Origin of the sequence: Burkholderia sp. Ac-20379, assembly GCF_017104645.1 — a bacterium.
Taxonomy (GTDB): Bacteria; Pseudomonadota; Gammaproteobacteria; order Burkholderiales; family Burkholderiaceae; genus Burkholderia.
The window spans coordinates 1-26,294 of the sequence record NZ_JAAGPF010000089.1; the positions used below are offsets into that span (position 1 = coordinate 1).

20 protein-coding genes and 1 pseudogene are annotated in these 26,294 nt (G+C 69.9%); 9 read left to right on the forward strand and 12 right to left on the reverse strand.

Annotated features, from left to right (window positions below; all coding sequences use genetic code 11):
- Positions 1-89: 89 nt before the first annotated feature.
- Both G3N92_RS14120 and G3N92_RS14125 read right to left on the reverse strand, forming a co-directional pair.
- Positions 90-3,572 (reverse strand): annotated as a pseudogene (locus G3N92_RS14120) (AAA family ATPase); the annotation flags it as partial.
- Between the two features lie 144 nt (positions 3,573-3,716).
- Positions 3,717-4,265: an META domain-containing protein gene (locus G3N92_RS14125; RefSeq protein WP_206128149.1), complete on the reverse strand. Its 549-nt coding sequence runs from the start codon at positions 4,263-4,265 to the stop codon at positions 3,717-3,719.
- A gap of 186 nt (positions 4,266-4,451) precedes the next feature.
- Between G3N92_RS14125 and purT the strand changes: the two genes are divergently transcribed.
- The 4 genes from purT (at position 4,452) to G3N92_RS14145 (ending at position 8,055) form a co-directional block, all read left to right on the forward strand.
- Complete coding sequence (gene purT / locus G3N92_RS14130) at positions 4,452-5,666, forward strand: formate-dependent phosphoribosylglycinamide formyltransferase (RefSeq protein ID WP_206128167.1); 1,215 nt, start codon at positions 4,452-4,454, stop codon at positions 5,664-5,666.
- Between the two features lie 69 nt (positions 5,667-5,735).
- Entirely contained in the window at positions 5,736-5,897 is a 162-nt protein-coding gene (locus G3N92_RS14135; RefSeq protein WP_206128150.1) for a DUF6726 family protein, read from the forward strand.
- 62 nt (positions 5,898-5,959) lie between these two features.
- Positions 5,960-6,352 (forward strand): MliC family protein, encoded by a 393-nt coding sequence (locus tag G3N92_RS14140; RefSeq protein ID WP_206128151.1) that lies wholly within the window; start codon positions 5,960-5,962, stop codon positions 6,350-6,352.
- 224 nt (positions 6,353-6,576) lie between these two features.
- Positions 6,577-8,055: a DEAD/DEAH box helicase gene (locus G3N92_RS14145; RefSeq protein WP_206128152.1), complete on the forward strand. Its 1,479-nt coding sequence runs from the start codon at positions 6,577-6,579 to the stop codon at positions 8,053-8,055.
- 101 nt (positions 8,056-8,156) lie between these two features.
- Here the strand turns inward: G3N92_RS14145 and gluQRS are convergent, their stop codons facing one another.
- Entirely contained in the window at positions 8,157-9,050 is an 894-nt protein-coding gene (gluQRS, locus tag G3N92_RS14150; RefSeq protein WP_206128153.1) for a tRNA glutamyl-Q(34) synthetase GluQRS, read from the reverse strand.
- Positions 9,051-9,081: 31 nt separating this feature from the next.
- Entirely contained in the window at positions 9,082-9,969 is an 888-nt protein-coding gene (locus G3N92_RS14155; protein ID WP_206128154.1) for a sulfurtransferase, read from the reverse strand.
- Positions 9,970-10,249: 280 nt separating this feature from the next.
- Between G3N92_RS14155 and dnaE the strand changes: the two genes are divergently transcribed.
- Both dnaE and G3N92_RS14165 read left to right on the forward strand, forming a co-directional pair.
- The gene (dnaE, locus tag G3N92_RS14160) at positions 10,250-13,792 is read left to right on the forward strand and encodes a DNA polymerase III subunit alpha (RefSeq protein ID WP_206128155.1); all 3,543 of its coding nucleotides are present in this window, start codon (positions 10,250-10,252) and stop codon (positions 13,790-13,792) included.
- 161 nt (positions 13,793-13,953) lie between these two features.
- Entirely contained in the window at positions 13,954-15,141 is a 1,188-nt protein-coding gene (locus G3N92_RS14165; protein ID WP_206128156.1) for a glycosyltransferase family 9 protein, read from the forward strand.
- 42 nt (positions 15,142-15,183) lie between these two features.
- On the opposite strand, the gene G3N92_RS14170 is transcribed toward G3N92_RS14165, so the two are convergent.
- The 3 genes from G3N92_RS14170 to G3N92_RS14180 form a co-directional block, all read right to left on the reverse strand.
- Positions 15,184-16,476, reverse strand: coding sequence for an O-antigen ligase family protein (locus tag G3N92_RS14170; RefSeq protein WP_206128157.1), 1,293 nt, complete (start codon positions 16,474-16,476; stop codon positions 15,184-15,186).
- 202 nt (positions 16,477-16,678) lie between these two features.
- Entirely contained in the window at positions 16,679-17,521 is an 843-nt protein-coding gene (locus tag G3N92_RS14175) for a glycosyltransferase (protein WP_206128158.1), read from the reverse strand.
- A 161-nt stretch (positions 17,522-17,682) separates the two neighbouring features.
- A complete protein-coding gene (locus tag G3N92_RS14180) occupies positions 17,683-18,450 on the reverse strand; it encodes a glycosyltransferase family 2 protein (protein WP_206128159.1) in 768 nt (255 codons plus the stop codon).
- A 195-nt stretch (positions 18,451-18,645) separates the two neighbouring features.
- Between G3N92_RS14180 and msbA the strand changes: the two genes are divergently transcribed.
- Together msbA and G3N92_RS14190 are read left to right on the forward strand one after the other, a co-directional pair.
- Positions 18,646-20,430, forward strand: a complete 1,785-nt coding sequence (gene msbA / locus G3N92_RS14185) for a lipid A export permease/ATP-binding protein MsbA (protein WP_206128160.1) — start codon at positions 18,646-18,648, stop codon at positions 20,428-20,430.
- 103 nt (positions 20,431-20,533) lie between these two features.
- Positions 20,534-20,965, forward strand: coding sequence for an RcnB family protein (locus tag G3N92_RS14190; protein WP_206128161.1), 432 nt, complete (start codon positions 20,534-20,536; stop codon positions 20,963-20,965).
- A gap of 86 nt (positions 20,966-21,051) precedes the next feature.
- Here G3N92_RS14190 and G3N92_RS14195 read toward each other — a convergent pair whose 3' ends face one another.
- From G3N92_RS14195 to G3N92_RS14215, 5 genes are all read right to left on the reverse strand, one after another.
- Positions 21,052-21,693 carry an FUSC family protein gene (locus tag G3N92_RS14195; protein ID WP_206128162.1) on the reverse strand — a complete coding sequence of 214 codons (642 nt, stop codon included), beginning with the start codon at positions 21,691-21,693 and terminating at the stop codon, positions 21,052-21,054.
- A gap of 22 nt (positions 21,694-21,715) precedes the next feature.
- A complete protein-coding gene (locus G3N92_RS14200; protein WP_206128163.1) occupies positions 21,716-23,008 on the reverse strand; it encodes an MFS transporter in 1,293 nt (430 codons plus the stop codon).
- Positions 23,005-23,988 carry a PRC-barrel domain-containing protein gene (locus G3N92_RS14205; protein WP_206128164.1) on the reverse strand — a complete coding sequence of 328 codons (984 nt, stop codon included), beginning with the start codon at positions 23,986-23,988 and terminating at the stop codon, positions 23,005-23,007. Before G3N92_RS14205 ends, G3N92_RS14200 begins: the two co-directional genes overlap by 4 nt.
- Before the next feature lie 281 nt (positions 23,989-24,269).
- A complete protein-coding gene (locus G3N92_RS14210) occupies positions 24,270-24,599 on the reverse strand; it encodes a cold-shock protein (RefSeq protein WP_206128165.1) in 330 nt (109 codons plus the stop codon).
- A complete protein-coding gene (locus G3N92_RS14215) occupies positions 24,596-25,606 on the reverse strand; it encodes a LysR family transcriptional regulator (protein ID WP_241014782.1) in 1,011 nt (336 codons plus the stop codon). The genes G3N92_RS14210 and G3N92_RS14215 overlap by 4 nt, the downstream gene beginning before the upstream one ends.
- 81 nt (positions 25,607-25,687) lie before the next feature.
- Here G3N92_RS14215 and G3N92_RS14220 point away from each other — a divergent pair.
- The coding region (locus G3N92_RS14220) for an MFS transporter (RefSeq protein ID WP_206128166.1) at positions 25,688-26,294 on the forward strand (607 nt) is incomplete at its 3' end.

Consider the following 26,294-nt stretch of genomic DNA (forward strand, 5'->3'; position numbering starts at 1 on the left):
TCATGTCACACCCGGACCAACCAGCTCTCCACTCCCACCACCACCCTTCCCCTCCACGACGCTCTTCCGTTCTCGCTCGCGCGCAACGCCTCGGCCTGCACCAGCTCGCGGCGCGCCACGAAATTCTCGGGGCACGCCTCGGCCCATTGCATCAACTGCGCGCGATGGCGCTGCAACGCGGCCTCCTGCGCCGCGCTGCGCGCGGGCAGCCCGAGCAGCGCCAGCGCGCCGTAATAGGCCAGATCGCCGCTCTCGGCGAACGAGCGCCCGGCGTGCGCGCAGGCTTCGGCGCGCCGCAGCGCTTCGAGCGACTCGTCCTGTTCGTCGAACATCACGGCCGCCTGCAGCCGGTATACCCAATACGCCGCATCGACCAGCGTGGCCGGCGCGCCCTCCACCGGAACCGGCGCGGCCGGTTCGCGGCGCGCGGGCGGATCGTCCTGCAGGCGCGCGAGCAGCGCCGACTGCGCCAGCAGCGCATTGATCACGAGCTGGAAATTCGAATCGCGCGCGAGCACCAGCCCGCGCTGCACCGTCTCGCGAATCTCGTCGAGATACTCGCCCGCGAAGAGCATCCCGGTCGCTTCGTTGGGATTGCAGTAGTTCGCGAACGTGTGATCGCCCGATTCGAGCGCCACCGCGTAGGCGCGGCGCACGTAATCGCGCGCCGAGCGCGCCGGCAGCGTCCACGGCACCACGAACACGCCGAACACCATGTAGACGCGCGCGCGGTAGCGCGACAGCCCGCAATCGTCGACCAGATGCAGCGCGAGCCGGCCGAAATCGAGCGTGTAGCGGTAATCGCCGTAACGCACGCCGAAAATCTGGTTCATGCAGGTGTAGACGTCGGCGGACGCATCCGAGTGGCCGTACTCGATCGACAGCATCACGAGCCGCAGCACCATCAGGTCGACGAGGTTCGCGTCGGTGAACAGCGCGGGCGGGATCAGGTCGGCGAAGATGTCCATGATCGCGCGGCGCAGCGGATCGTCCACCAGCGGCAGCGCGCGCAGGCCGTCCACGCCGTGCGCGTCGAGCCAGCCGCGCAGGCGCAGGTATTCCTCGTGCACGTCGGGCTCGCCCGGATGCAGCGGCACGTCGATGCCGGCGCGGCGCGCGAACGACAACCCCGTGGCCAGCGCGAGATCGTAGCGGCCGAGCGTGGTGTAGAGCGCGGCACGCAGGCGCGCCAGATCGGCGCCGAAGATGCCGTCGCCGGCCAGCGGCTCGAGCGCGGCCAGCCGCGCCTCGGCCGCTTCGAGCGCGCCCGTCATGAACTCGGCCTCGCCGCACAGCCGCCGCGCGGCCAGGCCCGTTTCGCTGGCGTCGTGCTCGCCGAGAAAATCGAGCGCGGCGCGGAAATACACCAGCGCCGAATGGTGCGCGGTGGCCGCCTTGGCGCGGCAGCCCGCATCGAGATTGATCGCGGCGAACGCGGCGCGCTCGCTCGCGCTGTCCACCGCCTCGCGCGCGAGATTGAGCTGCGCGGCCATCGCGAACGGGTCGGTCTGCGTGCCGGGATGATCGAGCAGCCGGCGCGCGATGCGCAGATGCAACGGCGCGCGCTCGGCCTCGGGAATCGACGCATAGGCCGATTCGCGCATGCTGTCGTGACCGAACACGTAGTCGTCGCCGTCGCGCAGCACGCTGCCGGCGTCGAGCGCCGCTTGCAGCTCACGCGCCACTTCGTCGGGCGCCATGCCGGCCGCCACCGCCAGCAGGCCGCTGCCGGCGCGATCGCCAAGACAGGCCAGCAGGCGCGACAGCCGTTGCGCGGCGGCGGGCAGTTGTTCGAGCGTGTGGGCGAGCAGGCCGGGCATGTCGTCCAGGCCGCGATGGCGCGTGATGCGGTCGAGGTTCCAGCGCCAGGTGGCCACGTCGTGGTCGTAGTCGAGCAGGCCGTCGTCGGCGAGCACGCGCAGCAGGTGGCGCGCGAAGAACGGATTGCGGCCCGACTTGCGGTCGATCTCGGCCACCAGCGGTTCGAGCGCCGCGGCGTCGCCGTTGAGCGCGCCGGCCACCAGTTCGTGCAGCGCGAGCCCGTCGAGCGGCCCGAGCGCGATCGTCACGGCGGCGAGCCGTTCGGCGGCCAGCAGCGCATGCAGCGCGTGGCCGTCGCCCAGTTCGTGGCCGCGAAACGCGCCGATCATTGCGATCGCAGCTTCGCCGTGCTGGAACAGCACGCGCTCCAGCACCTGCAGCGTGCCCGTGTCGGCCCATTGCAGATCGTCGAGCAGCAGCACCAGCGGCCGCTCGGCCGTGGCGAAGCTGGCGATCAGGCGCGCCATGCCCTGCAGCACGCGCTCGCGCTCGAACGCGGGCTGCACCGCGTCGGCCGCCTGCGGCGGCTGTGCGCCGAGCACGGCGGCCAGCGTCGGCAGGAACTCGCCGAGCGTGCGCGACGCCGGGCCGGCCGCCTCGCGAATCCGCTGGCGCCAGGCCTCGAACACGTCGTCGGGGCTCGCCAGCACGTATTGCAGCAGCGGTTCGAGCGCCTGGATCAGAACGGCGTACGGCGTGCCGCGCCGGCCCTCTTCGCTCTTGCCGCGCGCGAGCAGCAGCGCGCCCTCGCGCTGGATGCGCGCCACCGCCTCGGCCAGCAGCGTGGATTTGCCGATGCCCGACGGGCCGGACACCCACGCCACGCGCGCCCGGCCGCGCGACGCCACCTCGCGGTACGACGCCACCAGCGCCTCGACCTCGCGCTCGCGCCCCACCACCCGGGCGTTCTCGCGCAGCGATTGCATGGCGGCGCGCGTGTCGAGCGCGAACGGATCGATGCGTCCGTCGCGACGATACAGATCCTCGCAGCGCGCGAGATCGGCCAGCAGCCCGGCCGCACTCGCGTAGCGCTGCTCGGGGGCCTTCTCCAGCAGCTTCAGCACGACCCGCGAAAGCTGGCGCGGCACGCCGCCGGCCACCTCGGGCAGCGGGCGCGGGCGACGCGTGGCGTGCGCATGGATGCGCGTGTTGGCGTCGCCGGCCTCGAACGGCGGCACGCCCGCCAGCAGTTCGTAAAGCACGCAGCCGACCGAATAGAGATCGGCGCGTGCGTCGACGCGCACGTTCATGCGCGCGCCCAGTTCGGGCGCCATGTAGGCGAAGCTGTCGTCGTCCCATTCGAGCGCGTCTTCGTCGCGATGCAGCGCGCTGCGCGGCAGATCGGCGACGGAGCGCGCCTCGTCGTCGTCGCGCTTGCCGCCGCGGCCGAGCCGGAAGCCGAACGAGCGGTCGAGCCAGTCGTTGGTAGTGCGCCAGTCGGCGCCGAGCAGCCAGGGCAGGCCGCCGACGAACAGCACGACCATCACCAGCGGCGTGCCGATATGGCCGAACACGCGCTCGAAGCCGGCCGCGAGCGCGTGACCGAACGCGTCGCCGCTGTCGCCGCCCGGCAGCGCCGTGGCGAGCGTGCAACTGGCGACGAACACGCTCGCGAAGCCGAGCCAGAGGCGGATCGAGCCGCGTCCGGCCGTGCCGGCGCCGCCCGGCAGCATCGACTTGACGAGCCGCCAGACCAGGGGGACGAACCAGACGGCCGAGATGCCGAACCAGCCGAAAACGACGCTATGCATACCAGGAAACGTGGAATTTCGAGGACGGGCGCTGCGCGCGGCCCGTCGGGTTAAGCCGGTGAAGGCATCCGATCCCCGCGCGCGGGCCGGATGCGCGATGCTGTCGCGCGGCGCATCGAGCGACGGCCGCGCACATCGAAAGCGTTACTTCGTGTCGTGGCGCGCGAATGTCAGCGTCGCGCCGTCGTCGGTCACCAGGTACAGCTGTTGCGGCGCCTGCATCTGCAGGCCGGCCTTGGAAATATGGGCGAGCGCGTCGAGATACGGGCGCTCGAGCTTGCCGCCGGCCGAACCCGGGCAGGCTTTTCGCGTGCCGGCCAGCGGCCCGAAGCCGAGCAGGCCGTTCTTCACGGTATAGGTGCCGCCATAGCGGTTGCAGCCCGAGAAGCCCGACGCGCGGCGCACGCCGTCGGCGGTCGACAGCGTCAACTGGATCGGCTGGCCGCCCGCATCGCCTTGCGGCACGTCGCGCTGCGAGCCGTCCGCATTGCGCCAGTTGGCGAGCTGCCAGCTCGTGTCGTCGACCAGTTGGATCGCGGCCGGGTTGAACGGATCGGATGCGGGAGCGGCGGCATCGGGGTGGGTCGGCATCGCGCAGGCGGCCAGCGCGGCAAGCGCCGCCGCGGCCAGCGGCGCGCGCAGCGGCCTCATGAAGCGGTAGGGCGTGCGGCGGGCCGTGGAATGGTTATGCATGGCCTCGATCCTCGTATTGATGGCGGTGCTGGCAAAGGCGTAAGAGTAACGCAGTCGGCGCGCGGCAGGCGAGCCGACCATCGGCGGCGGCAAACGTTCTGCGACAGGTTGCAGCGGGCGCGCGTGTTAACATCGCGGCTCGGTTGTTGCCCCACGTTCACCCCAATCATTTCAGCGGGAAATCTCATGCAGATCGGTCAGCGGCTCGGTACGCCGCTTTCGCCTTCCGCCACGCGCGTCATGCTGCTGGGCGCCGGCGAACTCGGCAAGGAAGTCATCATCGCGTTGCAGCGCCTCGGCGTCGAAGTCATTGCCGTCGATCGCTACGCGAACGCGCCCGGGCACCAGGTCGCCCATCGCGCGCACGTGATCGACATGACCGACGCGGCCGCGCTGCGCGCGCTGGTCGAATCCGAGCAGCCGCACCTGATCGTGCCCGAGATCGAGGCGATCGCCACCGACGCGCTGGCGGCCATCGAGGCGGCCGGCGTGGCCGAGGTGATCCCCACCGCGCGCGCCACCCAGTTGACGATGAATCGCGAGGGCATCCGCCGTCTCGCGGCCGAGGAGCTCGGCCTGCCGACCTCGCGCTACGCGTTCGCCGAGTCGCTCGAGGCATTCCGCGCGGCGATCGGCTCGATCGGCTTCCCGTGCGTCGTGAAGCCGGTGATGTCGTCGTCGGGCAAGGGCCAGTCGGTCGTCAAGCAGGATTCGGACATCGAACCCGCCTGGCAATACGCGATGGCCGGCGGCCGCGTGAACCACGGCCGCGTGATCGTCGAGGGCTTCGTCGATTTCGAGTACGAGATCACCCAGCTGACGGTGCGCGCGATCGACCCGGCCAGCGGCGAGACCCGCACCTATTTCTGCGACCCGGTCGGCCACGTCCAGGTGGCGGGCGACTATGTCGAATCCTGGCAGCCGCAGCCGATGAGCGCACTGGCCCTGGAACGTTCGCGCGAAATCGCACACAAAGTGACGACGGCGCTCGGCGGCCGCGGCCTGTTCGGCGTGGAACTGTTCGTGCGCGGCGACGAAGTCTGGTTCTCCGAAGTCAGCCCGCGTCCGCACGACACGGGGCTCGTCACGCTGGCCTCGCAGCGCCAGTCGGAGTTCGAACTGCATGCGCGCGCGATTCTCGGCCTGCCGGTCGATCCGACCCTGTCTTCGCCGGCCGCGTCGGCGGTGATCTACGGCGGCATCGACGAGGCCGGCATCGCCTTCGAAGGCGTGGCCGAGGCGCTGGCCGTGCCGGGCGTGGATCTGCGCCTGTTCGGCAAGCCGGAAAGCTTCGTCAAGCGCCGCATGGGCGTGGCGGTGGCGACCGGCGCCGATGTCGGCGAAGCGCGCGAGCGTGCGCGGCAGGCTGCCGCGGCGGTCCGCCCGGTGTCGGCCCGCTGAGGCGGGCAGGGCGCCGCAACCGTATCGATGGCCGTGGCGGCTGCGCTGCCCGGCCAGGGAGTTGTCACGATGAAATGGGTACTGATTGCCGCGCTGTGCGCGGCGGTGTCGGGTTGCGGCGTGGCGGCAGCGCCGTGCCGCGTCGCCTCGGCCGGCTTGAAAATGGTGCCGCTGGTCGGGCACGTGGCGGCCGCGCCGACCGACGGGTGCGCGGCCGTGATCGATCCTTGATCGATCCCTTGTATTCGCGCCGGCCGGCCCGTTGCCGGAAGCGCGGCCAACATGGAGAACGCATGATCCGCATCAGGTTCGCGGCGGGGTGGCTCGCCGGCGTGGCCGGCATCGGCCTGATTCCGGCGGCGCAGGCCGCGCAACTGACCGTCGAGGAAATCGACGCCGACGCGCGCAGCGTGTCCGTTTACCAATGCGCCAATCGGCCGAAGCCGGTGCGGGTGGCCTACTGGCTGGCCCGCAACGGCCAGAGCTTCGCGCTGGTGCCGGTCGACGGCAAGCCGATGCTGTTCGTCGATACCGTCTCCGCCTCGGGCGCCCGTTATCAGGCGGGCCGCTATGTCTGGTGGACCAAGGGCCGTACCGGCAACCTGCGCGACGAAATCGGCGGCCAGGACGCGCCGCCGCTGCTTGCCGATTGCACGGAGATTGCGCCGCGCGGCAAGCGTCCGTGAGGCGTGGCGCGGCTTCGTCACAGGCCAGTGCTACAATGCTGCCCTTTCCGTCGGCGTTCGGCCGCACGGGGCGGCGCGCCGGGATCGTTTCCGGCGTCGCGGCGGCGTCGCGCGGCGCGCCGCAGTAGTTCCGTCATTCATTCCATACGTCGTTCGCGCGGCAGCCGGTCACCGGCGCGGCCGCGCCAGATTCCCCGCCGCGCCATTTGAGCGAAACGCCAACCATGTCCGATTCAGCAGCCACGTCCGTCGACGCAACTTTCGATCAGTTCGGCCTCGCGCCCGACATTCTGAAGGCCATTGCGGAGCAGGGCTATACGAAACCGACGCCGATCCAGGCGCAGGCGATTCCGGTCGTGCTGTCCGGGCGCGACGTGATGGGCGCGGCGCAAACCGGCACCGGCAAGACGGCCAGCTTCTCGCTGCCGATCATCCAGCGCCTGCTGCCGCAAGCCAGCACGAGCGCCTCGCCGGCGCGCCACCCGGTGCGCGCGCTGATCCTCACGCCGACCCGCGAGCTGGCTGACCAGGTGGCCGCCAACGTCCATTCGTACGCGAAGCACACGGCGCTGCGCAGCGCCGTGGTGTTCGGCGGCGTCGACATGAACCCGCAGATGGCCGAGCTGCGCCGCGGCGTCGAAATCCTGATCGCCACGCCGGGCCGCCTGCTCGACCACGTTCAGCAGAAAACGGCGAACCTGGGCCAGGTGCAGATGCTGGTGCTCGACGAAGCCGACCGGATGCTCGACATGGGCTTCCTGCCCGATCTGCAGCGGATCCTGAACCTGCTGCCGAAGGTGCGTCAGACGCTGCTGTTCTCGGCCACCTTCTCGCCGGAAATCAAGAAGCTCGCCGCCACCTACCTGACGAATCCGCAAACCATCGAAGTCGCGCGCAGCAACGCCACCGCGACCAACGTGACGCAGATCGTCTACGACATCGCCGAAGGCGACAAGCAGGCGGCCGTCGTCAAGCTGATCCGCGATCGCGCGCTCAAGCAGGTGATCGTGTTCTGCAACAGCAAGCTCGGCGCGAGCCGGCTGGCGCGCCAACTCGAGCGCGACGGCGTGGTGGCCACGGCCATTCACGGCGACCGCTCGCAAAACGAACGGATGCAGGCGCTCGACGCCTTCAAGCGCGGCGAAGTCGAGGCGCTGGTGGCGACCGACGTGGCCGCGCGCGGCCTCGACATCGCCGAACTGCCGGCCGTGATCAACTTCGACCTGCCGTTCAACGCCGAAGATTACGTGCATCGGATCGGCCGTACCGGCCGCGCGGGCGCCTCGGGCGACGCGCTGTCGCTGTGCAGCCCGAACGAGCGCAAGCAACTGGCCGACATCGAAAAGCTGATCAAGCGCGACCTGCCGCTGCAGGCGCTGGCGATCGACGCGCCGGTGCGCCCGCGCCGCGAGCATGGCGAGCGCAGCGAACGCGGTGAACGTAGCGAGCGCGGCGAACGCGACCGCGGCGAAGCCCGCGGCCCGCGCCGCACGCATACGCACGGCGGCGAGCGCACGCACCATTCGCGCCGCGAGGCGCCGGTCGACGAGTTTTTCCTGAAGCCTTACGTGCCGTCGCCGAGCGCGCGCGAGCAGGAAGAAGCGGTCAAGCAGCCCGCTCAGCCCGAGAAGAAGTCGAAGCAGCCGCTGGCCGCGCTGCTGGGCGGCTTCGGCATGCCGCGCCGTTCGTCGTCGTCCTCGTAAGCGGCGGCGGGCCTTGGCCTGACAGCGGGCGGATGCGAAAGCATCCGCCCGTTTTGTTTTGGGGCGGAAAAAGGAAAGGGCGTCGTGCCGGATTCGGCGGATCAGCGGGCGGCCGGGCCGAAGCGCGCGGCCCACGCTGCCGTTGCCGCCGGGAAAAACGTGTCGAACGACGCGTGTGCCGAGGGCGGCACCATCAGCCCGAGATGCGCGGCCGCGGCTGTCAATGCGGCCAGCGGTTGGGATGGATCGAGCGCGGTCGCGCCGGTCTGCTTGCTGAGCTTCTCGCCGTTCGCGTCGACCACCACCGGCACGTGCAGATAGGCGGGCGTCGCCACGCCGAGGCATTGCTGGAGATAGATCTGGCGCGCGGTGGAATCGAGCAGGTCGGCGCCGCGTACGACATGCGTGACGCCGGCATCGCGGTCGTCCACCACCACGGCGAGCTGGTAGGCCCATTGGCCGTCGGCGCGTTTCAGCACGAAATCGCCCACTTCGGTGGCGAGATCCTGCGTTTGCACGCCCTGCCAGCGATCGTCGAAACGGATCGAGGCCGCCGCGCCGTCGGGCACGCGCAGCCGCCAGGCGCGCGCGGGCTTGCCGTGCAGGCCGCCCCGGCAGGTGCCCGGGTAGGCGAGCGTGGTGTGGCGTTCATGGGCGGCGCGCAGCGAATCGGCGATTTCCTTGCGCGTGCAGCCGCACGGATAGACATGGCCGGCCTGCGTGAGCGCGTCGAGCGCCTCGGCGTAGGCTGCATCGCGCCGGCTTTGCCAGACGGGCGGCGCGTCGGCCGCTAGCCCGAACGCGGCCAGCGTGTCGAGGATCGCGTCGGCGGCGCCGGGCACCGTGCGCGGGCGGTCGACATCCTCGATCCGCACGAGCCACGTGCCGCGATGGGCGCGGGCGTCGAGCCAGCTCGCCAGCGCGCCGACCAGCGAGCCGAAATGCAGCGGGCCGGTGGGCGACGGCGCGAAGCGGCCGCAGTAGTGCGAGCTCAAAGCAGGCCCGATGCGCGAAAGCCGGCAGCCGTCAGGCGGCGTTCGGCCGCGCGGCCGCCGCGGCGAGCGCCTTTTCGCTGGCCGGATGGCAGGCGGGGCAGGATTGGCCGGCGACATACAGCGGCGATTGCTGTTCTTCCGCCGTCACCACGGCACGGCACGCGAAGCAGGTGACGTTGTCGGTCGGCTCCAGTTGCGGATTCAGCGCGGTGCGGTGGTCGAACACGAAGCAGTCGCCGTGATAGTGCGCGCCGCCGACTTCCTCGAAATACTTCAGGATGCCGCCTTCGAGCTGGTAGACGTGATCGATGCCGATTTCCTTCATGTGGATCGCGGCCTTCTCGCAGCGGATGCCGCCGGTGCAGAACGAAACGACCGTCTTGCCTTCGAGATCGGCGCGGTTCGCATCGATCACGGCCGGGAATTCACTGAATTTGTCGATGCGGTAATCGAGCGCGTGGTCGAACGTGCCGACGTCCACCTCGAACGCGTTGCGCGTGTCGAGCATGACGACCGGGCGGCCCGCGTCGTCCTGGCCGCGATCGAGCCAGGCTTTCAGCGTGTGCGCGTCGACCGACGGCGCGCGGCCCAGCTCCGGCTTGATGGCCGGCTTCTTCATCGTGATGATTTCGCGCTTCAGGCGCACCAGCATGCGCCGGAACGGCTGCGCATCGGACAGGCTTTCCTTGAACTGCAGATCGGCGAACTTGCCCTCGAACAGCGGATCGTCGCGCAGGTAGGCGATGAACGCATCGGCGGCCTCGCGCGGGCCGGCGATGAACAGGTTGATGCCTTCGGGCGACAGCAGGATCGTGCCGCGCAGCCCGAGCGACTGGCAGCGCTCGGTGACGAGCGGCCGCCAGGCTTCGGGCGACTCGATCGTGACGAAGCGGTAGGCGGCGAGGTTGACGATGGACATGATGAACCGGTGATGAGGCGGTGCGGGCGCGGTGCACGGCTGCGCCGGAACCGGCGCAAATGAGGGTGCGATGCCGCGCGGCGGGCCGCCGCGTGAATGAGCGAAACCCGTATTATCCCGCAAACGGGCCGGCGAACCAGCCGGCCGAACGGGGCAGGCAACGTGTCGCACTGCCGGGGCCCGATGCGCGATCCCCGCCGCACCTGGCCGGATGGCCAGCGCGGCGTTTTTTCCGGCTGCCGGCCGTTGCCTTCGCCGCGACGCGGCTACAATAACGCCCATGTCAGATCCCCGCTTCGTCCATCTTCGCGTTCACTCCGAATTCTCGATTGCCGACGGCATCGTGCGCCTCGACGACCTCGTCAAGGCCGCGGCCGCCGACGGTCAGGGCGCGCTCGCCCTCACCGATCTCGGCAACGCATTCGGCCTCGTCCGGTTCTACCAGGAAGCCCGTGGCAAGGGCGTCAAGCCGATCGCCGGCTGCGACGTCTGGATCACGAACCACGACGATCGCGACAAGCCCTCACGCCTGTTGCTGCTGGTGCGCGACAAGGCCGGCTACCTGAATCTCTGCGAGCTGTTGTCCAAGGCCTGGCTCACCAATCAATACCGCGGCCGTGCGGAAGTCGACGCCCAATGGCTCGAATCCGAACTCGGCCAGGGGCTGCTCGCGCTGTCGGGCGCGCAGCAGGGCGATATCGGCCTCGCGCTGGCGGCCGGCAATCTCGAATCGGCGCGCCGTCACGCGCAGCGCTGGTCGCGCGTGTTTCCGGGCGGCTTCTACATCGAACTGCAGCGCTACGGCCAGCCGGGCGCGGAAGCGTACGTGCAGGAGGCGGCCAAGCTCGCCGCCGAGCTGAAGCTGCCGGTGGTGGCCACGCATCCGCTGCAGTTCATGGGCGACGACGATTTCACGGCGCACGAGGCGCGCGTCTGCATTTCGGAAGGCGACATCCTCGCCAATCCGCGCCGCCAGAAGCGTTTCACCACCGATCAGTGCTTCCGCACGCAGGCCGAGATGGCCGCGCTGTTCGCCGATATTCCGTCGGCCGTGCAGAACACGGTCGAGATCGCCAAGCGCTGCAACCTCAAGCTCGAACTGGGCAAGCCGAAGCTGCCGCTGTTCCCGACGCCGGACGGCATGTCGCTCGACGATTACCTCGTCCAGCTTTCGCAGGAAGGGCTCGAAAAGCGGCTGGAGCAGCTCTACGCCGATACGGCCGAGCGCGATGCGCAGCGCGCCACGTATTACCAGCGCCTCGAATTCGAGTGCAACACGATCAAGAAGATGGGCTTCCCCGGCTACTTCCTGATCGTGGCGGACTTCATCAACTGGGCCAAGAACAACGGCGTGCCGGTCGGCCCGGGCCGCGGCTCGGGCGCCGGTTCGCTGGTGGCCTATTCGCTCGGCATCACCGATCTCGATCCGCTGCGCTACAACCTGCTGTTCGAGCGCTTCCTGAACCCGGAGCGGGTGTCGATGCCCGACTTCGACATCGACTTCTGCCAGCACGGCCGCGATCGCGTGATCCAGTACGTGAAGGAAAAGTACGGTGCGGATGCCGTCTCGCAGATCGCCACGTTCGGCACGATGGCCGCGAAGGCGGCCGTGCGCGACGTCGGCCGCGTGCTCGATCTCGGCTACATGTTCACCGACGGCATCGCGAAGCTGATCCCGTTCAAGCCGGGCAAGCACGTCACGATCGCCGACGCGATGAAGGAAGAGCCGCAACTGCAGGAGCGCTACGACAACGAGGACGAAGTCCATCAGTTGCTCGATCTCGCGCAGCGCGTCGAAGGCCTCACGCGTAACGTCGGCATGCACGCCGGCGGCGTGCTGATCGCCCCCGGCAAGCTGACCGATTTCTGCCCGCTCTACGTGCAGGGCGAGGACGGCGGCGTCGTCAGCCAGTACGACAAGGACGACGTGGAGGCCGTGGGCCTCGTCAAGTTCGACTTCTTGGGCCTGACCACGCTGACCATCCTCGATTGGGCCGAGCGCTTCATCCGCCGGCTCGATCCGTCGAAGGCCGATTGGTCGCTGGCGCAGGTGCCGCTCGACGATCCGGCCTCGTTCCAGATCCTCAAGAAAGCGAATACGGTCGCCGTGTTCCAGCTGGAAAGCCGCGGCATGCAGGGCATGCTGAAGGATGCCCAGCCCGACCGCTTCGAGGACATCATCGCGCTCGTGTCGCTGTATCGCCCGGGCCCGATGGATCTGATTCCGAGCTTCTGCGCGCGCAAGCACGGCCGCGAGAAGGTGGAATATCCGGATCCGCGCGTCGAGCCCGTCCTGAAAGAGACCTACGGCATCATGGTCTATCAGGAGCAGGTGATGCAGATGGCGCAGATCATCGGCGGCTACTCGCTCGGCGGCGCCGATTTGCTGCGTCGTGCGATGGGCAAGAAGAAGGCCGAGGAGATGGCGAAGCATCGCGAGATCTTCGCCGAAGGCGCGGCCAAGAACGGCCTCGAGCGCGAGAAGTCCGACGAAATCTTCGACTTGATGGAGAAGTTCGCGGGCTACGGCTTCAACAAGTCGCACGCGGCTGCCTATGCGCTGCTCGCCTATTACACCGCCTGGCTGAAGGCGCATCACCCGGCCGAATTCATGGCCGCCAACTTGACGCTCGCGATGGACGACACCGACAAGGTGAAGATCCTGTTCGACGACTGTCTCGTGAACGGCCTCAAGGTGCTGCCGCCCGATATCAACCAGTCGGAATACCGCTTCGAGCCGGTCGCGGAAGCCGACGGCAAGCGCTCGAAAACGATCCGTTACGGCTTGGGCGCCGTCAAGGGCAGCGGCCAGAACGCGATCGAAGACATCCTGCGCGCGCGCAGGGAAGCCGGTGCGTTCAGGGATCTGTTCGACTTCTGCGAACGGATCGATCGCCGCCTCGTCAACCGCCGCACCGTCGAGGCGCTGATTCGCGCCGGCGCGTTCGATTCGCTGACGCTCAACCGCGCGCAACTGATCGCCTCGGTGCCGCTCGCGATGGAAGCGGCCGATCAGGCCGAAGCGAACGCGATGCAGGCCGGGCTGTTCGACATGGGCGCGGAATCGCCGCATGCGCATGCACTGGTCGATGAGCCGGCCTGGGACGACAAGCGCCGCCTGCAGGAAGAGAAGGGCGCGCTCGGCTTCTATCTGTCGGGTCACCTGTTCGACGCCTATCGCGACGAAGTGCGCCGTTTCGCGCGCATGAAGCTCGGCGAGATGAAGGAAGGGCGCGACAAGCTCGTGGCCGGCGTCATCGCATCGCTGCGCACGCAGATGACGCAACGCGGCAAGATGATCATCGCGCTGCTCGACGACGGTTCGGGGCAGTGCGAGATCACCGTGTTCAACGAGCAGTACGACGCGAATCGCGGCCTGTTCAAGGAAGACGAACTGCTGATCGTGCAGGGGCAGGCGCGTAACGATGCCTTCACGGGCGGCTTGCGTTTCACGGCCGAGTCGGTCATGGATCTCGAGCGTGCGCGCAGCCGTTACGCGCAGGCGGTGCGCATGACGATGAACGGCAACGCCGATGCCGGTGCGCTGCGCCGCGTGCTCGAGCCGCACGTCGCCAAGGCCGAGGCCGCGCCTGTCGCACCGCCGCCGGCCCCGTCCGGTCGAGGCGGGCGCGAGGGCCGCGATGGCGGGCGCCGTGCCGCGCCGCCGATTCCGAACGGGCTGGCCGTGCAGATCGTCTACAACAACGCGCGTTCGCAAGGCGAGATGCGTCTCGGCGAAGCCTGGCGCGTCAAGCCCAGCGATACGCTGCTGGCCGAACTGCGCGCGACGTTCGGCGAAGGCGCCGTCGAAATCGCCTACTGAGGTTGGCCCCTGCGCCGCGCCGCGTGCTGGCGGCGGGCGCCGGGGTAGATCGCGTCATGGCGATGGCTGTCCGGCCAGTTTGTTTCACGCCCGCCGCGCCGCGCGCGCGGCGTTGCCGGATCGAGTAGCGTTCGATTCTCCCCACTCCACCTATCGAAGCCGTGGCCGACCTGTTCCCCCCCGCCCGCCCGCCCCGTAGCATCCTTGTCGTCGCCACGCGCCGGATCGGCGACGTGCTGCTGACCACGCCGATCGTGCGCTCGCTGAAGGCGCGCTGGCCCGACACACCGATCGACATGCTCGTGTTTCGCGGCACCGAAGGCGTGCTCGAAGGCAATCCCGACATTCGCGACGTGATCGTCGTCGCGCAGCGCGCGAAGCTCGGCGAGCGGCTGCGCGACGCGTCGCGGCTGTGGCGCCGCTACGATCTCGCGGTTGCGGCGCTCAGCTCGGATCGGCCGCGTTACTACACGTGGTTCGCGGGCCGGAAACGCGTCGGGCTCGTCGATCCGAACCGCGTCAATCTCTGGACGCGCTTCCTGCTGAACCGGATTGCGATCAACGATCACCAGCACGAACACACGGTCGTCAGCACGCTCGCGCTTGCGCCGCAGATCGGCGTTGCGCCGGTGCCGGATGTCGTCGCGCCGGGCCTGAGCGGCGATCCCGCGCAACGCACGAAGTTCGACGCGCTACTGGCCGGCTCTCCGGCTGTGGCGGCCGGGAAGCCGCTTGTCGTGCTGCATCCGTTCCCGATGTTCGCTTACAAGCAATGGCGGCGCGACGGCTGGGTCGAACTGATCGGCTGGCTGCGCGATCTGGGCTACGCGGTGGCGCTGAGCGGCGGGCCTGCGCAGAACGAGCGCGATTACGCCGAACAGGTGGCGCGCGAGGCGGGCGGCGACGTGCTGAATCTGGTCGGGCACCTGTCGTTCGGGGAAAGCGCCGAGCTGGTGCGGCGCGCGAAGCTGTTCGTCGGCCCCGATACGGGCGCGACGCACGTGGCCGCTGCCACCGGCACGCCCGTGGTGGCGTTGTTCGGGCCATCCGATCCGGTGCGCTGGGGGCCTTGGCCGCAAGGCTGGCAGGGCCCGGGCAACCCATGGCCGCTGGTTGGCTCTGGGCGGCACGAGAACGTGCTGTTGCTGCAAGGGGAGGGGGCCTGCGTGCCGTGCCGGCAGGAAGGTTGCGAGCGTAATGTCGCGAGCTACAGCGATTGTCTGATGCAGATGTCGACGGCGCGTGTCGCACAGGCCGCGGCGCGGATGCTGGGCCTGCCCGCCGAGGCGGCGCGCACCGCACCGTCGGCGATCGTCAATCCGGTCAAGCTGGTGCGGCCGGCGGCATAAGGGCGGTAGCCCGCCGGCTGTTGCCGGTGCCGCGTGTTTCGATCAGCCGGGCGCGGCCGCGTTGCCCGCGGCTTTCGTCTCGCCGGGCCGGTAGCCGCAACCAATCAGAATCCCGGCCAGCAGCACGAACATGTGGCCCTCCGCGAAATCGAGCAGCAGCGAATTCGCCGCGCTGCCCATCGCGAAGATCGTCAGCCACGCCAGCAACAGATGGCGCGAGCGCGCATCGAGTGCACGGCTGCTGCGCCACACCTGCACCATCAGATTGATGAACAGCGCGACGCCCAGCGTGCCGAGCTGCACGGCCATCAGCAGATATTCGTTGTGCGGATTCTCGGTCAGCTGGCCGTCGGCCAGCGTCTTGCCGGCCGAAAGCTTCGCGAATTCGAAGCCCAGGCCGCCCGCGCCGTAGCCCGCCAGCGGCCGTTCCGCGTACAGCTCGATCGCCCGCTTGTACCAGGCCAGACGCAGGCCGGTGGAGGTGACCGCATCGGTCTGCCGGTAGGCCTGCACTTCGGTCACGACCTTCAACAGGCGGCCGCCGTGCATCGTGCAGGCCACGCCTACCAGCGCGGCGGCCACCGCGACGATCAGCGCCGCCGTCAGCGCCGCCAGCCGTGGCGAGCGATGGCGCAGCATGTTCAGCGTGCGTAGCGCGATCACGGCGATCAGCAACAGCGCGATCACCTGGCCGGTGCGGCCCTGCAGCATCACGAACACATTGACGAGCGAGAGCGCCGCGATCGCGCCGAACAGCCCGCGGCCGCGTGCCGTACGGGCGGCCAGCATCATGTCGGCCGCCATGTAGAACAGCAGTGCGCCGAACATGCCGGCGGCGATGTGATTCTTGAAAACCCAGGCGCGCGAGAGCGGCTCGTCTAGCTGGTGGGCCGGGCCGATCGCGGTCAGGCCGAGCCAGTTCGTGGTGGACAGCAGGAGGATTGCCACCAGCGTCGAAAACAGCGCCCAGCGCGTGATCGCCGACCAGTTCGGCGCGGCGTTGCGGAACGCGAGCACGGCAAACGGCAGCGCAAGGAGCTTGTCGTACTTGCCGACCCATTGCCAGGCGCCATGCGCCGGCGCGACCGACCAGGCGACGCTCAGCGCCAGCGCGGCCAGCATCAGCACGCCGGCCAGCGCCGCAGGCTGACGCCATAGCAGCGGCAGGCCTCGCCAGAATTCGGGCGTGCTCAGCAGCGCGACGGCAAACAGAGCGCAGAACACGTTGGTCAGTGCCGTGGACACCGGCACCATGCACAGCGCGGCGACGGCGAACGCACGGGCGGCCGTCAGGCGCCGGGTGGCGGCGGGTGCGACAGGGGCAAACGTGGACATCGGCAGCGAAATCAGCAGGGGTTGGCAAGCGGCCGGAGCGACGACAGACTGCGGAATCGGATCGGATACCCGGCGGCGAAGTGCGGAGTATACGCGAGCGCCGAGGCCAGCCGGCAAACCTCGGGCCCGGTTGTTGCGCCCCCGCTGCGTAGGGCGGTTGCAAGCTGCGCCGCGCGTCCCGCCGGCCCGGGAAATCGTCCGCTCAGGAAAACGCCCGCTTCAGCCGCGAGCGCAACAGCGCGCGCTTCAGGCGGCCCTCGACGGGCGGCTCGCCGAGCGAGAGCGTGTCGCCGAGCGGCTGGCCGCGGCGCAGGTAGAAGCGGTCGAACGTGGCCTGCGTCATGCCCCACTTGTTGAGGAACTGGCGGCGGCCGTCGTTCTTGACGATCTTGCCCGTGCTCTTCTGCTGGAAGTGATAGACGAGGCTGTCGCCCACGCCGATGAAGATCCGGCAGCCCGCATCCCACATCTTCATCGACAGATCGTTGTCGCTGCTCATGCCCGGGCTCAGTTCGCTGCTGTAGCCGCCCACGCGGTGCCACCAGTCGCGATGCACGAGCGTCGGCGGCCAGGTCGCGCCGAGCCAGTCGGCGCGCTTGAGGCTAGGCGTGGCGGCGGCGAGCGCGTCGAGGTCGAGCGCTTCGGCGTCGCGGCCGAGATCGCGCACCACCACGCACGGGTTGCCGGTGTCGCGCGGCTCGACCATCGTGCCCGACAGCATGAACAGCGTCGACGGCATCGCCCGCGCGCGCGCCAGCAGCGCGCTGTCCCAGCCGGGGCAGACGGCCATGTCGTCGTTCATGTAGACGATGTAGTCGCGCGTCGCGCGCGCGGCGGCGAGGTTCACCGCATGGCAGATGCCGATGTTGGCCGGCGACGCCGTGTGTTCGATGCCTTCCTGGCGCACCCAGTCGAGCGTGCCGTCCGAGCCGTCGTTGACGTGCACGATGATCTGGTGCGCATGCGCGGAATGGCGGCGCAGGCTGGCCACCACGCATTGCAGGTACGGCAGGTTGTTCCAGGTCGGGATGATGATGGAGAACATGGCGGTCGGCTTCGAAAACGGGGCGAGCGCGCGTGGGATACGGTGCGCGGCAGAGGCCCGCATTGTACCCGGCCCGCCGCGCGGGATCGAACCGGCAGGGCGGCACCCAATGGCCCGCCATGGATCGAAGCGGGCCGGGACGCCGACCCGCCGGGCGCGCTTCAGTCGCCCGGCTTGCCCGCGCGCGGCGGCGCGCCGAGCTTCAGGAACCGGTAATAGACGGTTTCGGCGTTGAACACTGCGATCATGAAGCCCGCGCGGCCGTCGAGAAAGCCGCGGCGCAGCACGTAAGTGCGCACGAACGCCCACAAGCCGCGGCCCAGCGCCTTGCCGAAGCCGCCCTGCTGGCCGGCCGCGCGGCGCTGTTTCGCGCCGGCGCTCGAATAGGCATCGAGCTTGCGCAGCACCGATTCGAAATCCTCGTAGGAGTAGTGCAGCAGCTTGCCGGCGAGGCGCGCGGCCGGGCCGTCGTAAATCAGACGTTCGTGCACGAGATCGTCGGAGAAGCGCGCGGTGCCGCGCCGGAACAGGCGCGGAATCCAGTCCGGATACCAGCCGCTGTGGTGGATCCAACTGCCGCAGAAGCTCGACAGGCGGTCGACCGCGTACATCTCGGCGCCGGGCGCTCGGATCGCCGCGCGAATCGAGGCGGCCAGCTCGGGCGTGACGACCTCGTCGGTGTCGAGCGAGAGGATCCAGTCGGTCGACAGTTGCGCCAGCGCGCGGTTCTTCTGCGGGCCGAAGCCGGGCCATTCGCGTTCGACCACCACGCGCGCGCCGTGGGCGCGGGCGATTTCGACGGTGGCGTCGGTGCTGCCGCCGTCGATCAGCACGACCTCGTCGGCGAAGCCGAGCGCGGCGAGACAGTCGGGAAGGCGGGCGGCGGCGTTCAGCGCGATCAGCGCGACGCCGAGAGTGGGTTCGGCCATGCGGTCGGTCGTCAATCGGGCAATCGGGAGGGAAAACGAGTGTGCGCGAGTATACCTGTCCGGCTTGGCCGTGCGGCCGGGGGCGGCGGTTCGCGGCGGGCGGGAAGGCTATAATGTCGGCCATTTTTATGATGCGCGGCGCCGGGTTGCCGCGCATCGCGCCGCGCGCCGCGCGGCTCTGTCGAAGGATCGTCCTTGGAAAACCAGAACACATTGCGCAAGTCGATCGGAACGGGCGCCCACACGTCGCCGCGAGCGGTGTTGCGCCGCCTGTGGCCGTACATCCGGCCGGTGGTGCTCACGCTGGTGCTGGCGATCCTCGCGATGGGCGTGGTGGCCGCCAGCGAGGCCGGGATCCCGGCGATGCTCAAGCCGCTGCTCGACCACGGCTTCGGCTCGCACGGCAGCGAGCGCGCCAAATGGTTCGTGCCGGCCGCGATCATCGGGCTGGCGCTGGTGCGCGGGGTGGCCCAGTACGCCTCGAACTACCTGCTCAACTACGTCTCGAACCGGATCCTGCTGCAACTGCGGCTCCAGATGTTCGAACGGATGATCCACACCGGCGCCTCGTTCTTCCAGCGCGAGACGGCCAGCACGGTCATCAACGCCGTGGTGTTCGAGGTCAACCAGATCCTCAGCGTGCTGACGGGCGTGATGATCACGCTGGTGCGCGATTCGCTGACGGTGTTCTTCCTGCTCGGCTACCTGTTCTATCTGAACTGGCGGCTCACGCTGATCGTCGCGGTGATCCTGCCCGGCATCGGCTGGCTGGTCAGCAAGATCAACCGCCGCCTGCGCCGCCTGAACCGCGAGCACCAGACGCTGACCAACGAACTGTCGTACATCGTCGAGGAGACGGTGGCCGGCTACAAGGTCGTCAAGATCCACAACGGCGAACGGTACGAAATCGACCGCTTCACCGAGATGAGCAAGCGCCTGCGCGGCTACGCGATGCGCATGACGATCTCGGGCGGCCTCGCGCAGCCGATCACGCAGTTCCTGTCGTCGATCGCGCTGGCCGTGGTGATCACGATCGCGGTGGTGCAGTCGGCCAACGACCAGACCACGGTGGGCGGTTTTGTCGCGTTCGTCACGTCGATGCTGCTGGTGATCTCGCCGCTCAAGCACCTGATCGACGTGAACCAGCCGCTGCAGCGCGGCATGACCGCGGCCGAACTGATCTTCGGCCTGATCGACGAACCGGCCGAGCCGAAGGGCGGCGGGAAGCCGCTCGCGCAGGCGCGCGGCGAGATCGAATACCGCGACGTGTCGTTCGACTACGGCGCGAGCGAGCGGCCCACGCTCGACCGCATCGCGTTCACGGTGGCGCCGGGCGAGATGGTGGCGCTGGCCGGCCCGTCGGGCGGCGGCAAATCGACGCTCGTTAACCTGCTGCCGCGCTTCTTCGATCCGACCGGCGGCGCGATCCTGGTGGACGGCGTGCCGATTGCCGACTACGACGTGCACGCGCTGCGCAGCCAGATCGCGATGGTGAGCCAGGACGTGGTGCTGTTCAACGACACGGTGGCCGCCAACGTCGCCTACGGCGAAACCCCCGACCGCGCGCGCGTGCAGGCGGCGCTGGAGGCCGCGAACCTGGCCGACATGGTGGCCGCGATGCCGAACGGGCTCGACACGCTGATCGGCGGCAACGGCATGCGCCTGTCGGGCGGGCAGCGCCAGCGGCTCGCGATCGCGCGCGCGATCTACAAGAACGCGCCGATCCTGATCCTCGACGAAGCCACCTCGGCGCTCGATTCGGAATCCGAACGCCACGTGCAGGCCGCGCTCGAACGGCTGATGGAAGGGCGCACGACGCTCGTGATCGCGCATCGGCTGTCGACCATCGAGCGCGCCGACCGCATTCTCGTGCTCGAGGGCGGCCGGATCGCCGAGCAGGGCAGCCACGACGCATTGCTCAAGCGCGACGGGCTTTACGCGCACTTGCACCGGATCCAGTTCCAGCAGCAGGCCGCCTGAGGCCGCGGTTCCATGTAAGGGACGGTTACAACCTGCATCCGGCCCCAATGTTAGTCTTTCGCGGCCGGCCGACCTTTCGGCCGGCTTACCTGGGAGAAACGACATGAAAACGTCACGTTGGCTGGTGGCGCTGGCGCTGGCCGGTTCGCTCGGTTCGTCGCTCGCGTATGCGCAGCAACCGCCGCACGGCGGCGGCCCCGGTGGTTCTGGCGGCCCCGGCGAGCACGGTGGCCCCGGCGGCCATGGCGGCCCCGCACCGCATCCGCAACCGAGCCGCGGCCACGGCGGCCCTGGCGGCCCCGGCGCTCATCAGCCGCCGCATGGCGGCGAGCCGGGCGGTTTCATCGAAGGCCATCGCGACTGGCATCGCGGCGACCGCCTGCCGCAGGAATATCGCGACCGCCAGTACGTCGTCGACGATTACCGTGCCTACCACCTGGCACCGCCGCCGCGCGGCTATCAGTGGGTCGGCATCGGCGGCGACTACCTGCTGGTGCAGATCAGCAACGGCATCGTGCTGCGCATCGGCCAGTAAGCCGCGCGCGCCCGGACGCCGCAAGCCGGGAATCCGGCTTGCTCAAGAAAAATGCCCGCTTCGGCGGGCATTTTTCATATCGGAGATCAGTGCGTCGAGGGCGGGCCGCCGGGTTTGCCGGGCGGCGGCGGCGGTGCGCCGGCGTCGCCGGCTCCCGGCGAGGCGGCCGGCCACCACCAGCGCTCGATTCGCGCCTGCAACGCGCACACCACCAGCGCGCAGACGGTGCCGAGCGTGATCATCCCGAGCCGGATCAGCGGAATGTCCCACAGCGGCCCGTCGCCCGGAAACAGCAGCACCGTGGTGGCGGTCACGCCGCCCAGCCGCGCCGCGCTGCCGACATCGAGGCACCAGCAGATCACGATGGTCGCGCCGATCGCCACCGCATAGGCGAGCAGGTGCGTGGTGTAGTGCGCATTGCCGAGCGCCGCGCCGGCGAAGCCGAGCACGCCGCCCACCATCGCGCCGATGAACTGGTCGCGCGACAGGCTCATCGTGTCGGAATACTGGTGCTGAGTGACGGAGATGGCCGTCACGGCGGCCCACACGGCCTGCTCGGAGTGCAGCAGGCGGCCGATGCCGTAGGCAAGACAGGCGCCGCACACGGCCTGCAGCGCCATCGCCGCGCCTTGCTTGGTGCGCTCGCGCAGCGACATCCCCTTGAACAGCGAGGCGATCGACTGCTGGATCTGACGGCGCGTGTCGTGGAGCGTGCGAATCGTATCCATGAATCCGGTGCGGGCAGGGGGCTCAGGCCGTCGTGGCCGGGGTGCCCGACGAACCGGGCGAATCGTCCGAGTTGTCGGATTCGTCCGGCTTGTCGCCGCCGATGCCGGCGTCGCGCGTCTCCGGCATCGCCGCGGCCACCAGCGCCACGGCCACCGCGCCGGCCGCGGCCAGCCCGAAGAAGCTCATGGTGTTGCCGAAGTGGTCGGCGGCGAAGCCGGCCAGCGTGGTGCTCAGCGTCGCGCCGATCCCGGCCGCGAGCCCGAACAGCCCGATACAGAGGTTGTAGCGGCCCTTGTCGCCGGCCACGTCGGCGGCGATCAGCGGCAGCATCACGCCGAACACGGCCGCGCTGATGCCGTCGAGCATCTGCACCGGCACCAGCAGGTACGGGCTGCTGACGCCCGCGAACAGCAGCGCGCGCACCGGCAGCGCCGAGAAGCCGAGCAGCAGGATCGGCCGGCGGCCCCAGCGCTGCGCCGAGCGGCCCACCCACGGCGACAGCATCGCGACGATCGCCTGCGGCACGATGATGCACGCCGCGATCACGAGCTGGACGTTGTCGCCCATGCCGGCCGTCACTTCCCCGGCGGCCAGGTTCAGCATCGCCGCGTTCGACAGATGGAACAGCACCACGCAGGCCGCGAACACCAGCATGCGGCGGTCGCGCAGCAGGTGGAAGATCGTCTCGCGCGGCTCGTCGGCCATCGCGTTGCTCTTGCGGCCCGGCGCGGGCGGCGTCGCGATCGTGTTGGTCGGCTGGATCATCGACAGCGCGATCAGCGCCGGCATGGCCAGCGCGGCCGTCAGCCAGAACACGGCGCGCGCCGAGATGTATTCGCCCGTGAGGCCCATCAGGCCGGCCGCCACGGCGCTGCCGATCGACGCCCAGCGCGCGTTGCGGCCAAGCCGGTCGCCGAGGTTGGCGCGGCCCACCAGCGCGAACGAAATGGCGGCCATGGCCGGCGTCAGCATGCAGCTCGCGAAGCCGTGGAACACCTCGGCCGCGATCACCGGCACGATGGTCGGGCTGACGGCGAGCAGCAGCGCCGACAGGATGATCGCCGCGATCGCCCAGGCGGCCGCGCCCTTCTTGTTCTTCAGCGCGTCGACGGCCGCGCCGCCCGGCACCTGGCTGACCATCGCGCTGATCGTGCCGATCGACAGCACCAGGCCGATCTCGCCCTGGGTCCACTTGTGCGAGGCGAGATAGGACGCGATGAACGGGCCGAAGCCCGTCTGCACGTTCGCGACGAAGAAGTTCACCCAATCGAGGGCGCGCAGGCTGCGCGGCGTGACCGCGTTGCCGCCCGTCATCGATTGGCACCCGTGGTGCTGGCCGCCGGTGCTTCGGCGGGCGGCGAAACGGCGATCACCGGCTTGTCGGCCTGATAGGGCGGCGACGCCTTCAACTGGGCGTCGGACAGATCGAGCAGCGCGCGCAGCGCCTTGTCCTTGGGCGCGAAGCGCAGCGCGGACCAGCTCGCCGCGATGGTGCGCCGGTCGGGGTTCACGAGGCCGCCGAGGTCGAGCACGATCGCCTGCGGTTGCGCGTCGCGGTCGATCAGCACGTCGACGATCCGGCCGATTTCCGCGCCGTTCGAGCGCGACACGTCGGCATCGACCACCGGCAGCGAGTTCGGCGTGGCGTCGCCGTGCGACGAGCCGCTCAGCGACACGCCCTTGGGCCGGTCGGCCGGCGGCAGCTCGCCCGCGGGCACGTCGAGCAGGATCGGCTGATTGCGGCCGCCCGGCGTGAAGCGGAACAGGCGCCACGGGAAGCTGACCTTGCGGTCGCCGATGCCCATGAAGCCCTGCAGGTTGACGATCATGCGGTTCGGCTTGCCGGCGGCGTCCGCGACCATGTCGACCGCGCGGCCGATCACCTTGCCGTCGCGGCGGCGCACCTCGCTGTCGAGCAGCGAATGCAGCTGGTTGCGCTCGATGGTGCGGGTCTGGATCAGCGGCGGCGGCGGGGGCGGCGGCGGCGGCGCGGGTTGCGGCGGCGACGGGCGCTTGACGACGCGCGGGCGCGGCGCTTCGCGATGCGGCTTCTTCTGCGTGTCGATGTCCTCGGGCGGCTCGACCTCGGAGGCCGGCTCGGGCGTGGCGACCGGCAGGCCCTGCTCGTCGAGCGTCTCGACGGCGGCGTCGACGATCGGCGCGGGCGGTTGCGGCGCGCGCAGCAGGCCGCAGCCGGACAGCGTCAGCATCGCGAGGAACGCGGCCGCGACGGGCGCCCGCGACACGGCGAATTTCGGAAAACGGACTGCGAGATGCGGAAGGCCGCCGCTCATCAACGGGAACTCCAGGGGCCGGGGCAGGCTGCGTTGGCGGCGCTGCGGCGATTGAGGGGCGATGCCGTGGCGGCACCGCGCAGGTGCGTGAGTTTAACCTGTGCGCGCGGCCTGCCGCCGAAAACGGGGTCGAGCCGTGGTGCGGCGGGCTGCCCGAAGGCGGGCGCCGCCGCCGGATTTCCGCTTCGTTTTCGGCTCCGTTTCGGGGCCGCCGGCCACGCCTGTCGGGGGCGCAGGGCGCCGTTCGCACGCGATTCGGGCCGGTTCGGAGGCCCGCGCGTTCACTTCGGCGGCAGCGTCCGGACGAACGCCAGCGCCGCGTCGAGCAGACGCCGTCGCACCGCATCCTGCGCGCAGCGCTCGGGCGACACCCAGACCCAGCCCGCCATCGGCCGGTCGCCGTTGCGCATCGGTTCGATGCCCTGCATCGCCACCGCCCAGCCTTCCTTGCCCTTGCCGAGCCGCACCAGCATGCCGTCGTGGCGCGCCGCGCACAGCAGGTTGCCGTCGGCCATCCAGGCCCAGCCGCCGAACATCGCACGGCCCGTGATCCAGGCTTCGTCGCGCAGTTCGTCGTTGAGGACTTCTTCCAGACCGAGATCGCGTGTCATGCGGGTTTCCATACCGGGGGCGGGGCGGGCGTGCCGACGATGGTAGACGAAGGCGCGCCGTTCGCGCCATCGGCCGCGCCGAGCGCGGCGAACAACTGCTCGCGCAGCCAGCGGTGCGCGGCATTCGCGTCGTCGCGCGGGTGCCAGGCCGCGTTCAGGCCGAAGCCGCCCACCTCGACCGGCAGCGGCAGCAGATCGAGCCGGTCGTCGAAGCGTTGCAGGAAGCGCTCGGGCAGCGCACACACGCAATCGGTCGCCTCGAGCACCAGCGGCGCGAGATGGTACTGCTGGACCGAGATCGTCACGCGGCGCGTGCGGCCGCCGCGCGCGAGCGCGTCGTCCATGAAACCGTGGAAGCCGCCGCCGTCGCTCGACACGATCACATGATCGAGGGCGCAATAGGCGTCGAGATCGGGCGGCGCGAGCCCGCGCGGATGGCTCTTGCGCTGCGCCATCACGTAGCGCTCGCGCAGCAGCGCGTGCGTCGTCATGCCGGCCGGAATCGCGAAATCGGCGGCGATCAGCAGGTCCGCCGAGCCGTTTTCGAGCCACGCGCCCGCCTGATCGGCCGGCACCGAGCGAAACGCCAGCCGAACGTTCGGGGCGCGCTGCGCCACGCGCCTGACCAGATCGACGCCGGCCATCACGAAGCCGTTGTCGCTGGCGATCACTTGAAAGGTGCGCGCGTCGTGTTCGGGATCGAAGCTGACGCCATGCGCGAGCGCCGCCTGCAGGCCCTGCAGGGCAGCGCGCAGCGGCTCGCGGATCGCCAGCGCGCGGGCCGTCGGCGTCATGCCGCGGCCGTGGCGGGCCGGCACCAGCAGCGGATCGCCGGTCAGCTCGCGCAGCCGCGCCAGTTGCGCCGACAGCGCCGGCTGGCTCAGGTGCAGGCGCGCCGCGGCGCGCGTCACGTTGGCCTCGTCGAGCAGCACGTCGAGCGAGCCGAGCAGGGCCAGATCCGCCCCGCGCAGCACGGGCAAGGCATCGGTCATATCGATGGCTCCCATATTCATAATCGATTTCAAATATACCAAGCGTGCCCGCAGACTGTCGCCCTGATTGTTTCGTCGAACGGGAGTGGACAAGCCATGACTTCAGGAGAACCCGAGCGCCACGCGCTGCGCGCGCTGGCGAGCGCCAATTTCGCCGTGGGGGCGATGTCGTACGGCGTGGTGGGCGCGCTGCCGGCGCTGGCCGGCGCGTGGCGGATCTCGCCGGGGCGCGCCGCGCTGCTGATGAGCGCGTTCTCGATCGCGTTCGCGCTCGGCGCGCCGTTGATCCAGATCGTGGCCGGGCATGCACGGCGGCGCAGCCTGCTGCTCGGCGGCCTGGCGGTGTTGATCCTGGCCACGTTGGCCGGGGCGTTCGCCACCAGCTTCGGCGGCTTGCTCGCCACGCGGATCGCGGCCGGTCTGGGCGCGGGCGCGGTCAGCCCGCTGGCCAATGCGATCGGCGCCGAAATCGCGCCCGTCGAGCGGCGCGGCAAGGCGCTGGCCGTGGTGTTCGTCGGCGTCACGCTGTCGAGCGTGATTGCCGCGCCGCTGGCCGCCGCGATTGCGCACACGGCCGGCTGGCGCGGCGTGTTCGTCGCGCTCGCGGCGATCGGGGCGGCCTGCGCCGGCTGGATCGCCGCCACCGTGCGCGACGCCTCGCACGGCGAGCGGATGCGCCCGGCCGGCCTCGCGCGGTTGCTGG